We start from the raw sequence: 13058 nt of genomic DNA, 5'->3' as shown, positions 1-13058 counted from the left end.
AGATGTGTATAAGGGACACCCCCAGGACAAGCCGCCGCCGCCGGTGAAGAACCTGGCACCGCCGCGTCCGTCGCCGGTGCCGCCGCCGCCGGAAGCCCCGGTGGTCGACGTCCCCGAACCGCGCCCGTCGGACATCGTGACGCCGCCGGCTCCGCCGTCGCCGCCGCAGCCGTCGCAGGACATCGGCGCCAGCGTGGACATCTCGTCCAAGAACATGAATCCGCCCAAGTACCCGCCGGCCGCGTTCCGTGCAGGCGTGCAGGGTGAAGTCATCCTGATCGTGGACGTCGACGCGAACGGCAACGTGACCAACGTGGCGGTCGAGAAGTCGAGCCGCAACCGCGATCTGGACCGTGCGGCCATGGATGCCGCCCGCAAGTGGCGCTTCAACCCGTCCGTCGTGAACGGGCAGAAGACCGCCGGCCGCGTCCGCGTCCCGGTCAACTTCGCGCTCAATTGATTGTCAGGGCCGGGCCTCCCGGCCCGGTTCCCACTGTCGTTCTTAGCACCACCCTTCATCACCACACACAACAAAGGTAAGCGTCATGCTGCAGGATCTCTTCATCGCCGCCGCTGCCGGGGGCTCCAACCCGTCGGCTGCCCTCTCGCAGATGGGCTTCGAACACCTGATCGGGGAAATGACCTCGCATCCGGGTGACTTCGCCGTCTCCTGGGTCGTTCTGGTGACCCTGATCGCCATGTCGGCCATGTCCTGGTACTGGACCGTCATCAACATCTTCCGTTCGGTCCGCCTGAAGAGCGCCGCCGATCGCGTGACCAGCCTGTTCTGGGAAGCCCCGAACGCGCAGGAAGCCATCCGTGCGATGGAAGAGCAGCCGGCTTCGGAGCCGTTCTCGAAGATCGCCCTGGACGCCGCCCAGGCTGCCGCCCACCACCAGCGCGCCGAAGGCAGCAACACCGGCCTGGGCGAGAACCTGAGCCGCTCGGAGTTCGTGGACCGCGCCCTGCGCCAGGCCGTGACCCGCGAGAGCACCCGCCTGCAGTCGGGCATGACCCTGCTGGCCACCGTCGGTGCGACCGCGCCGTTCGTCGGTCTGCTCGGCACCGTGTGGGGCATCTACGGCGCGCTGATCAAGATCGGTGCGACCGGTTCGGCCTCGATCGACGCCGTTGCCGGCCCGGTGGGTGAGGCGCTGATCATGACCGCCATCGGTCTGTTCGTCGCGATCCCGGCCGTGTTCGCCTTCAACTTCTTCTCGAAGGTCAACAGCTCGGTCATCGCGAAGTTCGATTCGTTCGCCCACGACCTGCACGACTTCTTCGCCACCGGTTCGCGCGTCAAGTAAGACGCGCCCCCGGGCATCGAACAAGTCACCGCAACCGATTTAGACGGAGCCTGTTATGGCCTTCAGTAGTGGAAACAGCGGCGGCCCGATGGCCGACATCAACGTCACGCCCCTCGTGGACGTGATGCTGGTGCTGCTGATCATCTTCATCATCACGGCCCCGCTGATGTCCCACAAGGTCAAGGTGGAGCTGCCCGAGGCCAATCTGGCTCAACGTCCGGACGAACAGACCGAGCGCAAGGGTCCGATCACGCTGGCGGTCAAGGAAGACGGTTCTCTGTACTGGAACGACGAGCCGATCTCCAAGGAAACCCTGGAGTCGCGCCTGTCCACCGCCGCGCAGCAGACCCCCCAGCCGCCGCTCAACCTGCGTGGTGACAAGACCACGAAGATGAGCACGATCAACGAGATCACCAAGATCGCGCAGGGTCAGGGCATGCTGGACATCGGCTTCGTCGCGACCAAAGAGAAGGGGCAGTAAGCCATGGCTTTTTCAAGTGGTAGCGGCCGCGGCCCGATGGCCGACATCAACGTCACGCCCCTCGTGGACGTGATGTTGGTGCTGCTGATCATCTTCATCGTCACCGCGCCGATCATGACCTACCCGATCTCCGTGGATCTTCCGCAGCGCGTGATCAACCCGCCGCCGGAGACCGTGGAACCGCCGCCGCCGATCGAACTGCGCATCGACGCCAGCAACCAGGTCTACTGGAACAACAGCCCGGTCGCGGTCAGCGAACTGCAGCAGCGGATGGAGGAAGAGGTCCAGCGTGACCCGACCAACCAGCCGCAGCTGAAGATCGATGCGAATCCGGATTCGGAGTACGAGGTGATGGCCCGGGTGCTGGCCGCCGCCAAGAATGCTCAGATGAAGAAGATCGGCTTCGTCCAGTAAAGAAATACCGCAACACCGCAATACTCAGTCATGACGCGACTGGAAACGCCACCGGAGACGGTGGCGTTTTTTTATGCGCGGGATCTGTCGAGACGGAGCAAAAGGTGCGAACGACGCCAGCGCACTCAGCCGCGGGGCGCGAGGATGTCCAGGTAATTCCGTACCGTGTGATCGATGCCGTCGTAGAGCGCTTCGCCGATGAGCGCGTGGCCGATGGACACTTCCAGCACGTCCGGCACGCCCGCGACGAACGCACCGAGGTTGGCCTGCGAAAGATCGTGCCCAGCGTTGACGCCGAGCCCCACCACCTGCGCGCGACGCGCCGTCTGCGCGAACAGCGCCAGCGCAGCTTCCGGTGCCCCGCTCGCGAACGCTTCCGCATACGGGCCGGTGTAGAGCTCGATGCGATGCGCGCCGATCCGCGCGGCCTCTTCCAGGCCGGGGCAGCCCGGATCCACGAACAGGCTCACGCGGCAGCCGATCTCGCGCAGCTCGGCCACCAAGGGCGCGAGGCGGGCGGCGTCGCGTGCGAAATCGAAGCCATGGTCGGAGGTGAGCTGGCCGTCGCCGTCGGGTACCAGGGTGGCCTGCGCCGGACGCGTCTCCCGGCACAGCGCGATGAAGCCGGGATAGCCCTCGCGTGGCGGCGCGAACGGGTTGCCTTCGATGTTGAATTCCACGCCGCGCGCGCGGGTCAGTGCCGACAGCGCGTAGACATCGTCCGCGCGGATATGCCGCTGGTCCGGCCGCGGATGCACGGTGATGCCGTGCGCCCCGGCGTCCAGGCAGGCGACGGCCGCGCGCACCACGTCCGGGTCATGGCCGCCGCGCGAATTGCGCAGCACGGCGATCTTGTTGACGTTGACGGACAGCTGGGTGGACACGCGTGCCTCAGGGCTCGGATGCCGGCGGCTCGGCCGCGGCGGCCTTGCGGGCGGCGGCCAGGCTACGCAGGCGGTGCAGCTCGACCGGGTCCACGATGTGGCCAGACTCCTCCGCCTCGCCCACGCGCGAGACATACCAGCCCCGCGCCCAGGCGGCCATGAAGGCCAGCGCGGCGAACAACGACAGGACCAGCAGCCACATGTGCGGCGTGCTGAAGGCCAGGATCAGGGCGCCAAGCGCCAGAAGCAGGAACAGCCAGTGCATGACGATCTCCCCAAGAGTCGGCGCAGTGTAGCGCCGGCTCCGGCCCGCGTTCCACGTGGGGCGGTCACGCAATGGCCACTACAGCAGCGGTGAGGTCAGCCGGGCCACCGCTTCGGGCAGCCGCGAGCGCCACAGCGGCCGGTGCCGGTTGAACTGGACCTCCCGCGCCGTGCCCATTTCGCGGGCGAGATGGGCGGCCAGCTCGCCGGTGAGCTGCTTGTCGCGGAACATCATCGACAGCTCGAAATTGAGCCGGAAGCTGCGGTTGTCGAAATTCGCGCTGCCGACGATGCAGACCTCGTCGTCGGCCACCAGCGCCTTCGTGTGCAGCATGCGCGGGCCGTACTCGAAGATTCGCACGCCGGCCTCGAGCAGTTCGTCGAAGTAGGAGCGCGCCGCCCAGGTCACCAGCCGGGAGTCGCTCATCGTCGGGACCAGCAGGCGGGTATCCAGCCCGCCCAGCGCCGCGGAGGTCAGCGCCATCCGCGCGGCTTCACCGGGGACGAAGTACGGCGTCACCAGCCACACGCGTTCACACGCCTCGTGGATCGCGCTGACGTGCAGCCTGTGGATCGTCTCCCACGAAGAATCCGGGCCCGACACCAGCACCTGCGCATCGATATCCCCGTCGGCGCGGGCAGGCGTGTCCTTGGGCCACAGCTGCTGGCCCTCGAACGCCGGCCGCCCCTGCCCCGTCGCGTAGATCCAGTCCTCGATGAAGACCAGCTGCAGGTTGCGCACCACATGGCCTTCGATGCGCATGTGCAGATCGCGGTAGGCGTCGGGGCGCAGCCGCTCGTCTTCCTCGTCGGTGATGTTGATGCCGCCGGTGAACGCCATCCGGCCATCCACGATGACCAGCTTGCGGTGCGTGCGCATGTTCACCCACGGGCGCTTGAACGGCTTGAGCAGCTGCGCGGGATGGAACCAGGCGGTCTCGACACCGGCCTCGTGCAGCGGACGCAGGAAGCGCCGGCCGACATGCGAGGAGCCCACCGCGTCCAGCAGCAGCCGGACCTTCACGCCGGCGCGGGCGCGCTCGACCAAGGCGTCGCGCAGGGCCGTGCCGGCGCGGTCCGGATTGAAGATGTAGTACTCCAGGTGGATGTGGTCCTGCGCGCCGGCCACCGCCGCCAGGATCGCCGCGTAGGTCGCGCCGCCGTCGACCAGCCAGTCCACGTCCGTCGCCGTGGACGGGGGCATGCCGCAGGTCGCCTGTGCCACCTTGGCCAGCTCCGTGCAGTCCGCGTCCGGCGGGCACACGCTGCTGTAGTGCTCCATGCCCGAGCGCGAACGCCCGCGGCGCAGCCGTTGCCGCTTCACCTTCTGCGGGCCCAGCAGGTAATAGATCAGCAACCCCAGGTAGGGCAGCGCCGCCAGCGACAGCACCCAGCTCAGCGTCGCCGCCGGCTCGCGCTTCTGCAGCACGATCCAGGCCACGATCCACAGCAGGTAGGCGAAGTAGGCGGCGGTGACGTAGGCCTTCAGGTGCGGAATGGCGCCGATCCATTCCCAGGCCGTGTTCAGGGTGGCGAGCATGCCGCGATCATAAGGGAGCACCTGAACGAGCAGGTATCCGCCATGTGTCGTCGCTGGGCCTGAGACCACCGGGGCGTAACCTGCGCCGATGACGCAAGCGATCAAGGGCCGCGGTTCGCGGACCCACCTGGCCGGCCGGTTCGAGGTCACCACCGCCGATGCGGTGGACGACGGCTGGCACCCGGACGACAGCGAGGAGTTCGCCGACCCGGCCCTGCGCACGACGGTCACCGAGGAAACCGCGCGCAGCATCATCAGCCGCAACCAGTCGCCGGACATTCCCTTCTCGCAATCGGCCAATCCGTATCGCGGGTGCGAACACGGCTGCAGCTACTGCTTCGCCCGGCCCAGCCACGCCTACCTCAACCTCTCGCCGGGCCTGGACTTCGAAACCCGGCTGTTCGCCAAGACCAACGCACCGGAACTGCTGCGCCGCGAACTGTCCCGGCCCGGCTATGTGCCCAGCCCCATCGCGCTGGGCATCAACACCGATGCTTACCAGCCGATCGAGCGCCGGCTGGAGGTCACCCGGCGGATGATCGAAGTGCTGTGGGAGACGCGGCACCCCTTCACCCTGATCACCAAGAACGCGCTGGTTACCCGCGACCTCGACCTGCTCGCGCCGCTCGCCGCCGAACGCCTGGTCAACGTCTACTTCTCGGTTACCACGCTCGATCCACACCTCTCAGCCAAACTGGAACCGCGCGCCGCTGCGCCGCACGCTCGCCTGCGCGCGATGGCGAAGCTGCACGAGGCCGGCGTGCCGGTCGGCGTGATGGCCGCGCCGGTGATCCCCTGGATCAACGACCACGAACTGGAAGCGATCCTCGAAGCCGCCGCCGCTTCGGGCGCGGGTTCGGCCGGCTATACCCTGCTGCGCCTACCGCACGAGGTGGCGCCGTTGTTCCGCGACTGGCTGCAAGCCCACTATCCCGACCGCGCTGCGCACGTGATGAGCACCATCCAGCAGCTGCGGGGTGGCAAGGACTATGACAGCCGCTTCGGCCAGCGCTTCACTGGCCAGGGCGTCTATGCGCAGCTGCTGGCGCGGCGCTTCCAACTGGCGCTGCGCCGCGCGGGCTTCCACGAACGACGTGGCGACCCACCGCTGGATATCACCCGCTTCCGTCGCCCACCACCTCCGTCGCCCGCCCGAAAGGCTTCGCCGCAAGGCGAGCTGTTCTGATCGAGGCATCCGCGCGGGCTGCTAAGGTAAGCACGATGCCCCCAAGCTGCTCGCGATGAAACCTGCCGCCGTTCTCTACGCCAAGGACCTGCCCGCATTGCAGGCGTTCTACGAAGCGGCGCTGGGGTTGGCGGCGCGCCATGCCGCGCCGGATCACGTCGTACTCGAATCCGCGAATTTCCAGCTCACCCTGGTGCGCATCCCAGACGCCATCGCCTCTGGGATCTACATCGAAACGCCGCCCCGCCGCCGCGAGAACGTGCCGGTGAAGCTGGTGTTCGGCGTCGCCGATATCGCCACGGCGCGCAAGCAGTGGCCTGCCCTCGGCGGCACCGTGGACGGGCCGGAGCGCGAGTGGGCATTCGAAGGTGCCCGCGTGTGCGACGCGGTGGATCCGGAAGGCAACGTCCTGCAGCTGCGCAGCTAGCGCAGCGGCGATCAGCCGCCGTACAACGCCTGCGCCGACTGGAACAGGATCCAGCTGGTCGCGATGAACTTGTCGCCGCCCTGCGGGCGGTTGCCGCGATGGGTGTGCGTGAACGCGGTCGGCGCGATCAGCAGGCTGCCGGTCCGCGGCTTCACCTTGCGCTGCTGGAAAAGGAATTCCGTCTCGCCCTCCTCGAAGCCGTCGTTGAGGTAGAGCGTCCACAGCACGTGCCGATGCAAAGTCTCCGCGCTGGCGTCGCGCGGGTACAGCTCGCAATGCCAGTACGGATAGCCGCCCTCGCCCGCCGAATACCACTGCAGGTTGATCGCCCCCGGGCGCAGGCAGGTACGCGCGAGCTCGACGAGCGCCGGCTCGGCCATGCCCTGCACGTCTTCCGCGCGCAGGCGGCGCAACGTGCCGCCGACATCCGGAATCTGCAGCATCAACGGCGCCACCAACGCCTGTGGATAGCGGCGCAGGTAGCGCAACAGCCCGCCCAGCACGGCCTGCTGGATCTTCGCCTCGACGTCCGCCCAGTCGGGCAGGCCGCTGATGCGCAGGTCCTGGCTGCGTTTGAGCTCGGGATAGACACCGCCGCCGATCCGCCCCGCGGTGAGCCGGTCGCTGTCGCGCAGGCGTTGCACGATGGCCGCGCAGGTTGCCGCGTCCAGCGCGTCGTCATAGACCTCGATGAAATCCACGGGTGCGTCCATGCGCCACACCATAGCAATCCGGCCCCGCCCACGCAGCGGGTGGCGCGACAATGCCCCACCCCGCCCGATGCCTTGCCATGATTCGCACCCTCTACCTCGCCGGCCCCGACGTGTTCCGCCCGGACGCCGCCGCCCGCGGCCGCGCGCTCAAGCAGGATTGCGCGGCCTTCGGCTTCGAAGGCCTCTTCCCGCTCGACCAGGACGTGCCGCCGCACCTGCGCGATCCCGCCGCGCAAGCCGCATGGATCTACCACGCCAACATCGGCCTGATCGAACGCGCCGACGCCGTGCTCGCCAACCTGGATTTCTTCCGCGGCCCGGAACCGGACAGCGGCACCTGCTTCGAGGTTGGCTACGCGGTGGCCAAGGGCAAGCCGGTATACGGCTATATCCCCGAACACGGCAGCTTCGCCGAGCGCATCCGCCTGCGCCATCCGGAGGCCATCGGCCCGGACGGCGTGCTCGATACGCGCGGCTGGACGTTCGAGGAATTCGGCCTGCCGTTGAACCTGATGCTCTCGGTGCCGGCGCCGCTGGTGGTGGGCGATGCGCGCGCCGCGCTGGCGCGCCTGCGCCGCGAGCAGGACGCGCGCGGCTGACCCCCCAAAAACAAAGCCCCGCCGAAGCGGGGCCTTGTGCATTGCGATGCAGCTTCGATCAGAACTTGAAGTTCGCCGAAGCAGCCAGCACGTCGCCGCTCACCTCGTAGGTGCCGGTGATCACGCTGTTGGTCTGCGAGGTCGAACGGATGTTCGGGTCGCTGGTGAACAGGTGCGTGTAGCCGAAGCTGTACTCGGCGTTGGCCGACGGCGCCCAGGTCAGGCCCAGCGACACCCACTTGCGGCTCGTATCCGGCACGCGGACGTCGCGGTGCGCGTCCGTGGTCGGGGTCTGGTCATAGGCCAGGCCGCCGCGCAGGGTCAGCGTATCGCTCATGCGGTAGTCGGCACCGATCGAGGCGAAGGTGGTGTCGCGGTAGTGGAACGGCAGCACGGCGTCGGCCTGGTTCGAGGCGAAGTCCACGCGGACTTCATCGAACTTGCTCCACGCGGTACGGCTGACGTCCGCCATCAGCGACCACTGGTCGTTGAACTTGTGGGTGAAGCTGGCGGTGGCGCTGGCCGGCAGGGTGATCGTGGCACGGCCCTTGGTGTCGACATACTGGCCCGGAGCGGCCACGGCCAGCACGGCGGCGGCGTTGCCCGGGACGGTGAAGTCGGCGGTGCCGTTGGTGATCTTGTGCTCGACCTCGGAGCGGTAGCTGAAGCCGATGTGGGTGTTCTCGTCGATCGAGAACAGGCCACCCAGCGTGAAGCCCACGGCGGTGTTGTCACCCTTGATGCGCGAGGTGCCGTCGGCGGTGCCCGGCGCGAAGCCCGGGACACGCTGCGCGTACAGCGCGGTGCCGAAGTCGATGGCGTTGCTCAGGTCCACGTCCAGGCGCTCGCCGAACACCGACGCGCCGAAGGACACGTACGGGTTGACGTCATAGGAGAACGCCAGGTTCAGGTCGATCGCCTGCAGCTCGGTCTTCAGGCCGTTGTAGCGGCCGACCCAGTTGCTGTCGTACTCGGTCTTGAAACCGAACGGCACGGTGACCGAAGCACCGAAGTGCATGTTGTCGTTTTCGCCGAACGGCAGGTGGTAATACATCGCCGGAACCGGGGCGATCATGCCGGCGTCGCCGCCGTTGCCACCGGACACGGCGGTTCCGGTACCCGGGCCGGTCGGGCCCACGTAGCGGGCGTTGCCGTCGAACTTGGCCGAGAAGCTGATCGCGCTGACGTCGGCCTGGAACTGCTGGCCGTCCAGCTGGCGCATGCCGGCCGGGTTCACCGCGATGATCGAAGCGTCGCCCTCGGCGCTGCCGGAACCGGCGAACGCGCGGCCGAGGCCCTTGGCGCTGTTTTCCTTCAGCTGGAAGGCCGCACCGTGCGCCTGGCCGAAAGCCAGCACGCTGGCGATGCCGACGGCGAGCGCGGTGACGCGGCTGATGTTGGAAACGTTGGTCATACTTGTATCTCTCCGGAAAGACTTTGTAATTGTCTGTAAAGCGCCTGCATCTGCGAAGCCCCGAAGGCCTTGCAGATGCGCCGGAGACCCCTCCCGGACATACGACGCCGTATGCAGTATACCCATCCGGGTTAACCTAACAATAACGACTTTCGGTGAATGGCGGGCCAATCTTCGGGATGGGTTCATGCCGGTGAAAACGCTATCTTGGGCGCCTGAAGAACCCCATGTTCATCTCCCTTCCTTCCCGCAAGAAACCTTCACACCGCTGGGCGGTGCCGCTGCTGTTCGCGGTGATCTGGGCGGCGTTCCTGTGGTCGATCAGCCGGCCGGAAGAAGCGCGGGCGGGATTGTGGCTGGACTGGGGCGCGCTGTCGCGGGGCCGGCCGGCGATCTCCGACTGGTGGGCCGCCTTCGAGGACGGCAGCGTCCTGCGCCTGTTCACCGCGCTGTTCCTGCACGCGGACTGGTCGCACCTGCTCGGCAATCTGGTGTTCCTGCTGATCTTCGGCCTGCCGGCCGAACGCATCCTCGGGCCGTGGCGGCTGCTGCTGCTGTTCCTGCTCGGCGGGGCGGCGGCGAACCTGGCGGCGATCTACACCCTCGGCCGACCGGACCAGGTGATCATCGGCGCGTCCGGCGCGGTGTCCGCGTTGATCGGCAGTTACCTGGCGCTGTTTCCCGGCGCCAAGCTTGGCGTGGTGCTGCCGCTGGGCCTGTTCCTGGAATTCATCCGCGTGCCGGCGCCGCTGCTGATCGGCGTGTGGGCGCTGTTGCAGGTGGTGTTCGCGCACATCGGCCCGGCGTTCGGCATGGTGGCGTGGTCGGCGCATATCGCCGGCTTTCTGTTCGGCGTCGGCTATGGGCTTTACGTGCGCGCGGCGATCGCGCGTCGCCTGCGCAAGCGCCACGGGTTCTGAGGCACGGTCCTATAATCGCGGCCATGTCCAACGCGCTCTACAAAGTCACGTTCCTCAACCACGGCAAGGTCTACGAGCTGTACGCGCGGCATGTCGCCGGCAGCCACCTGTGGGGTTTCAACGAAATCGGCGACCTGGTGTTCGACGTGCACGATGGCCTGGTGGTCGATCCCACCGAGGAACGCCTGCGCGAGGAATTCGGCAACACCCGCAAGCTGCACCTGCCGATGCAGAGCATCATCCGCATCGAGGAAGTGGAGAAGAAGGGGCAATCGGCGATCCGCGATGCGGCCTCAGGCGAATCGGTGGTCACGCCCTTCCCCGTTCCCGGCAAGCCGCGCTGAGGATTGCCGCGTGCGCATCGTGATTCCCGAGGATTACCAGCAAGCAGTGCGCGGGCTGGATTGCTTCGCGCGCCTGCAGGGTCACGATGTGCGCGTGTTGGACCAGCCGCTGCAAGACCCGGATGCCACGGCCGCAGCCTTGGCCGACGCGCAGGCGCTCGTGCTGATCCGCGAACGCACGCGCATCGACGAAGCCTTGCTGGCGCGCCTGCCCCAGCTGCGTTTGATCAGTCAGACCGGGCGGCTGTCGTCGAATATCGACCTCGATGCCTGCACCCGCCATGGCGTATCGGTGGCCGAAGGCAGCGGCTCGCCGGTGGCACCGGCGGAACTGGCCTGGGCCCTGGTGATGGCCGCAAGCCGTCGCTTGCGCGCCTATGGCGATGCGCTGCATGCCGGCCGCTGGCAATCCACCGGCGATGCCACGCTCGGCCGCGTGCTGCGCGGGCGCACGCTGGGCATCTGGAGCTACGGGAAGATCGGCAAGCTGGTCGCCGGCTACGGGCAGGCGTTCGGCATGCGCGTGCTCGTGTGGGGCAGCGAGGCTTCCTGCGCGCAGGCGCGTACGGACGGTTACGAGGTGGCGAACAGCCGCGCGCAGCTGTTCGCCGAAAGCGACGTGTTCTCGCTGCATCGTCGCCTGAGCGATGCCAGCCGGCATGAAGTGCGGCCGGAGGACCTGGCGCGGATGCGGCCGGATACGTTGCTGGTCAACACGAGCCGCGCGGAGCTGATCGCGCCGGGCGCGCTGCTGGCCGCGCTGGATGCAGGGCGGCCGGGCATGGCGGCGGTGGATGTGTTCGAGCACGAGCCGCTGCTGGATGCGTTCGATCCGCTGCTCACGCATCCGCGCGTGCTGGCCACGCCGCACCTCGGTTACGTCGAACGCGACAGCTACGAGCAGTACTTCAGCATCGCCTTCGACAACGTGCTCGCGTTCGCCGCGGGTGCGCCAAAGAACATCGCCAATCCGCAGGTGCTCGGGCGCTGAAGGCGGGCGTTACGGCTTGTCCGTCTTGTCCGTCGCCGGCACGTCCGCCGGCAGCACCGGCTTCGCATCCACCGGCTTCACCGGCGCTTCCGGCTTGGCCGGCGCCACGGTGGCCGCCTTCGCCGCCGGCTTCACCGCTGCCTTCGGCTTGGCCTTGGCCTGCTGCGCCTTCGCCACCGAACCCGGGTTCTTGAGCTCGGCCAACGCCGAAGCGATCGGGCCATCGCCCGGCAACACGTCGCCGGCGCTGTAGCCCTCGGCGCCTTCGTCATCGCCATGCAGGTGGCCCGGCAGCGTCGCCTCGCTGTAATCGGCCAGGCTCGCCGGCACATCCGCATCCGGGTCGTGCTCCGGCCGCAGCACCACGTCCGGCACGATGCCGCTGGCCTGGATCGAACGCCCGCTCGGCGTGTAGTAACGCGCGGTGGTGAGCTTCACCGAATCGCCATTGTCCAGCGGCAGCACGGTTTGCACCGAACCCTTGCCGAACGTGCGGCTGCCGATCACCCGCACGCGGTTGTTGTCGCGCAGTGCGCCGGCCAGCACTTCCGAAGCACTCGCCGAACCGGCATCCACCAACACCACCACCGGCGTGCCGCCCAGCACGTCACCCGGCGTGGCCTCGAACTTCGCGTCGCTGATGGCGATGCGCCCGCGCGTGCTGACGATGACGCCCTTGTCGAGCAGGTCGTCGGCCACCTGCACCGCCGCGGTCAGCAGGCCGCCGGGGTTGCTGCGCAGGTCCAGCACCAGGCCGCGCAGCTTGCCGCCGGCCTTGGCCTTCAGCGCTTCGACCTGCTTGTGGAAATCGTTGCCGGTATCGGCCTGGAACGTGGCGATGCGCACGTAGCCGTAACCCGGCTCGAGCATGCGCGAACGCACGCTGGCCACGCGGATGGTCTCGCGGGTGACGGTGACATCGAACGGTTTGTCGCGGCCCTCGCGCACGAGGGTGAGCGTCACCTTCGTGCCCGGCTTGCCGCGCAGCGGTTCCATCGCCTCGATGGTGGCGATCGGCTTGCCGTCGATGGCGATGATGGTGTCGCCGGCGCGGATGCCCGCGCGCGCGGCGGGGGTTTCGTCGATCGGCGAGATGACCTTGAGCGTGTTGTCCTTCTGCTGCAGCAGCTCCACGCCGATGCCGTCATAGGCGCCGGTGGCCTGTTCGTCGAAGGCCTCGGCGTCTTCCTTGTCGAAGTAGGTGCTGTGCGGATCCAGGTCCAGCAGCAGGCCGCGGATGGCCGACTGCATCAATTGCTTGTCGTCCACCGGGTCGACGTAGGCCTGCTTGACCGCGTTGTACACCGCCACGTAGCGGCGGATCTCCTCCAGCGGCACCTTGGAACTGGCCGACTCGTCCGCGTCGGGGTTGTCCGCTTCGGCGGCGGGCGCATCGGCGGGCGGGGTGGCGGCCTGCTGGGACCAGGCGGTGGCCGGCGCGAGCGCCAGGAGCAGGGCGGCGGACAGGACTACGCGCATGAAGCACTCCGGAACGGGGACGGACCGCCGGTGACGACGGCTGCACCGATTATGCGCGAAGCGTTGTGGAATTCCCGTACCCGCCACCGGCGCAC

Annotated in this window: 16 protein-coding genes; 10 read left to right on the top strand and 6 right to left on the bottom strand. The window is 67.9% G+C overall.

The window, feature by feature from the left end:
• The 4 genes from ARC20_RS16990 to ARC20_RS16975 form a co-directional block, all read left to right on the top strand.
• Positions 1–460, top strand: a 460-nt coding sequence (locus ARC20_RS16990; protein WP_057649269.1) for an energy transducer TonB, incomplete at its 5' end; no start/stop codon positions are given.
• A gap of 85 nt (positions 461–545) precedes the next feature.
• Complete coding sequence (exbB, locus tag ARC20_RS16985) at positions 546–1307, top strand: TonB-system energizer ExbB (RefSeq protein ID WP_057649265.1); 762 nt, start codon at positions 546–548, stop codon at positions 1305–1307.
• A gap of 55 nt (positions 1308–1362) precedes the next feature.
• Positions 1363–1788: an ExbD/TolR family protein gene (locus tag ARC20_RS16980; protein WP_057649264.1), complete on the top strand. Its 426-nt coding sequence runs from the start codon at positions 1363–1365 to the stop codon at positions 1786–1788.
• A gap of 3 nt (positions 1789–1791) precedes the next feature.
• On the top strand, positions 1792–2202 hold the full coding sequence (locus tag ARC20_RS16975) for an ExbD/TolR family protein (RefSeq protein ID WP_057649263.1): 411 nt from the start codon (positions 1792–1794) through the stop codon (positions 2200–2202).
• A 125-nt stretch (positions 2203–2327) separates the two neighbouring features.
• On the opposite strand, the gene ARC20_RS16970 is transcribed toward ARC20_RS16975, so the two are convergent.
• The 3 genes from ARC20_RS16970 to cls all read right to left on the bottom strand — a co-directional run bounded on the left by ARC20_RS16970 (position 2328) and on the right by cls (position 4890).
• On the bottom strand, positions 2328–3086 hold the full coding sequence (locus tag ARC20_RS16970) for a pyridoxine 5'-phosphate synthase (RefSeq protein ID WP_057649260.1): 759 nt from the start codon (positions 3084–3086) through the stop codon (positions 2328–2330).
• A gap of 7 nt (positions 3087–3093) precedes the next feature.
• Entirely contained in the window at positions 3094–3351 is a 258-nt protein-coding gene (locus ARC20_RS16965) for a hypothetical protein (RefSeq protein WP_057649258.1), read from the bottom strand.
• A gap of 78 nt (positions 3352–3429) precedes the next feature.
• Complete coding sequence (cls, locus tag ARC20_RS16960; RefSeq protein ID WP_057649256.1) at positions 3430–4890, bottom strand: cardiolipin synthase; 1461 nt, start codon at positions 4888–4890, stop codon at positions 3430–3432.
• A gap of 88 nt (positions 4891–4978) precedes the next feature.
• Between cls and ARC20_RS16955 the strand changes: the two genes are divergently transcribed.
• Both ARC20_RS16955 and ARC20_RS16950 read left to right on the top strand, forming a co-directional pair.
• Positions 4979–6076 carry a PA0069 family radical SAM protein gene (locus ARC20_RS16955; RefSeq protein ID WP_057649254.1) on the top strand — a complete coding sequence of 366 codons (1098 nt, stop codon included), beginning with the start codon at positions 4979–4981 and terminating at the stop codon, positions 6074–6076.
• A gap of 55 nt (positions 6077–6131) precedes the next feature.
• Positions 6132–6503 carry a VOC family protein gene (locus ARC20_RS16950; RefSeq protein ID WP_057649253.1) on the top strand — a complete coding sequence of 124 codons (372 nt, stop codon included), beginning with the start codon at positions 6132–6134 and terminating at the stop codon, positions 6501–6503.
• An 11-nt stretch (positions 6504–6514) separates the two neighbouring features.
• Here ARC20_RS16950 and ARC20_RS16945 read toward each other — a convergent pair whose 3' ends face one another.
• The gene (locus tag ARC20_RS16945; RefSeq protein WP_057649251.1) at positions 6515–7228 is read right to left on the bottom strand and encodes a 2OG-Fe(II) oxygenase; all 714 of its coding nucleotides are present in this window, start codon (positions 7226–7228) and stop codon (positions 6515–6517) included.
• Positions 7229–7293: 65 nt separating this feature from the next.
• Here ARC20_RS16945 and ARC20_RS16940 point away from each other — a divergent pair, with 65 nt between their 5' ends.
• Entirely contained in the window at positions 7294–7815 is a 522-nt protein-coding gene (locus ARC20_RS16940) for a nucleoside 2-deoxyribosyltransferase (RefSeq protein ID WP_057649249.1), read from the top strand.
• Between the two features lie 58 nt (positions 7816–7873).
• Here ARC20_RS16940 and ARC20_RS16935 read toward each other — a convergent pair whose 3' ends face one another.
• Positions 7874–9229 carry an outer membrane protein transport protein gene (locus ARC20_RS16935; RefSeq protein WP_057649248.1) on the bottom strand — a complete coding sequence of 452 codons (1356 nt, stop codon included), beginning with the start codon at positions 9227–9229 and terminating at the stop codon, positions 7874–7876.
• Positions 9230–9456: 227 nt separating this feature from the next.
• On the opposite strand from ARC20_RS16935, the gene ARC20_RS16930 reads away from it, so the two are divergent.
• Genes ARC20_RS16930 through ARC20_RS16920 form a run of 3 tightly spaced genes read left to right on the top strand, consistent with a single transcriptional unit; the run spans position 9457 to position 11484 of the window.
• Positions 9457–10149 (top strand): rhomboid family intramembrane serine protease, encoded by a 693-nt coding sequence (locus ARC20_RS16930; protein ID WP_057649246.1) that lies wholly within the window; start codon positions 9457–9459, stop codon positions 10147–10149.
• 23 nt (positions 10150–10172) lie between these two features.
• Positions 10173–10493 (top strand): DUF1820 family protein, encoded by a 321-nt coding sequence (locus ARC20_RS16925; protein ID WP_057649245.1) that lies wholly within the window; start codon positions 10173–10175, stop codon positions 10491–10493.
• Between the two features lie 10 nt (positions 10494–10503).
• Positions 10504–11484 (top strand): D-2-hydroxyacid dehydrogenase family protein, encoded by a 981-nt coding sequence (locus tag ARC20_RS16920; RefSeq protein ID WP_057649243.1) that lies wholly within the window; start codon positions 10504–10506, stop codon positions 11482–11484.
• Positions 11485–11493: 9 nt separating this feature from the next.
• On the opposite strand, the gene ARC20_RS16915 is transcribed toward ARC20_RS16920, so the two are convergent.
• Positions 11494–12963 carry a S41 family peptidase gene (locus ARC20_RS16915; RefSeq protein WP_057649241.1) on the bottom strand — a complete coding sequence of 490 codons (1470 nt, stop codon included), beginning with the start codon at positions 12961–12963 and terminating at the stop codon, positions 11494–11496.
• Between the last annotated feature and the right edge of the window lie 95 nt (positions 12964–13058).

The sequence above is a fragment of the Stenotrophomonas panacihumi genome (genome assembly GCF_001431645.1).
In the GTDB taxonomy this organism is placed as follows: domain Bacteria; phylum Pseudomonadota; class Gammaproteobacteria; order Xanthomonadales; family Xanthomonadaceae; genus Stenotrophomonas_A; species Stenotrophomonas_A panacihumi.
This window is presented reverse-complemented; position numbering and strand designations above follow the sequence as displayed.

Bases quoted from the DNA above. Each gene is read 5' to 3' on its own strand.
- exbB (WP_057649265.1), top strand. From the start codon at position 546: ATGCTGCAGGATCTCTTCATCGCCGCCGCTGCCGGGGGCTCCAACCCG.
- ARC20_RS16980 (WP_057649264.1), top strand. From the start codon at position 1,363: ATGGCCTTCAGTAGTGGAAACAGCGGCGGCCCGATGGCCGACATCAAC.
- ARC20_RS16975 (WP_057649263.1), top strand. From the start codon at position 1,792: ATGGCTTTTTCAAGTGGTAGCGGCCGCGGCCCGATGGCCGACATCAAC.
- ARC20_RS16965 (WP_057649258.1), bottom strand. From the start codon at position 3,351: ATGCACTGGCTGTTCCTGCTTCTGGCGCTTGGCGCCCTGATCCTGGCC.
- cls (WP_057649256.1), bottom strand. From the start codon at position 4,890: ATGCTCGCCACCCTGAACACGGCCTGGGAATGGATCGGCGCCATTCCG.
- ARC20_RS16955 (WP_057649254.1), top strand. From the start codon at position 4,979: ATGACGCAAGCGATCAAGGGCCGCGGTTCGCGGACCCACCTGGCCGGC.
- ARC20_RS16950 (WP_057649253.1), top strand. From the start codon at position 6,132: ATGAAACCTGCCGCCGTTCTCTACGCCAAGGACCTGCCCGCATTGCAG.
- ARC20_RS16945 (WP_057649251.1), bottom strand. From the start codon at position 7,228: ATGGTGTGGCGCATGGACGCACCCGTGGATTTCATCGAGGTCTATGAC.
- ARC20_RS16940 (WP_057649249.1), top strand. From the start codon at position 7,294: ATGATTCGCACCCTCTACCTCGCCGGCCCCGACGTGTTCCGCCCGGAC.
- ARC20_RS16935 (WP_057649248.1), bottom strand. From the start codon at position 9,229: ATGACCAACGTTTCCAACATCAGCCGCGTCACCGCGCTCGCCGTCGGC.
- ARC20_RS16930 (WP_057649246.1), top strand. From the start codon at position 9,457: ATGTTCATCTCCCTTCCTTCCCGCAAGAAACCTTCACACCGCTGGGCG.
- ARC20_RS16925 (WP_057649245.1), top strand. From the start codon at position 10,173: ATGTCCAACGCGCTCTACAAAGTCACGTTCCTCAACCACGGCAAGGTC.
- ARC20_RS16915 (WP_057649241.1), bottom strand. From the start codon at position 12,963: ATGCGCGTAGTCCTGTCCGCCGCCCTGCTCCTGGCGCTCGCGCCGGCC.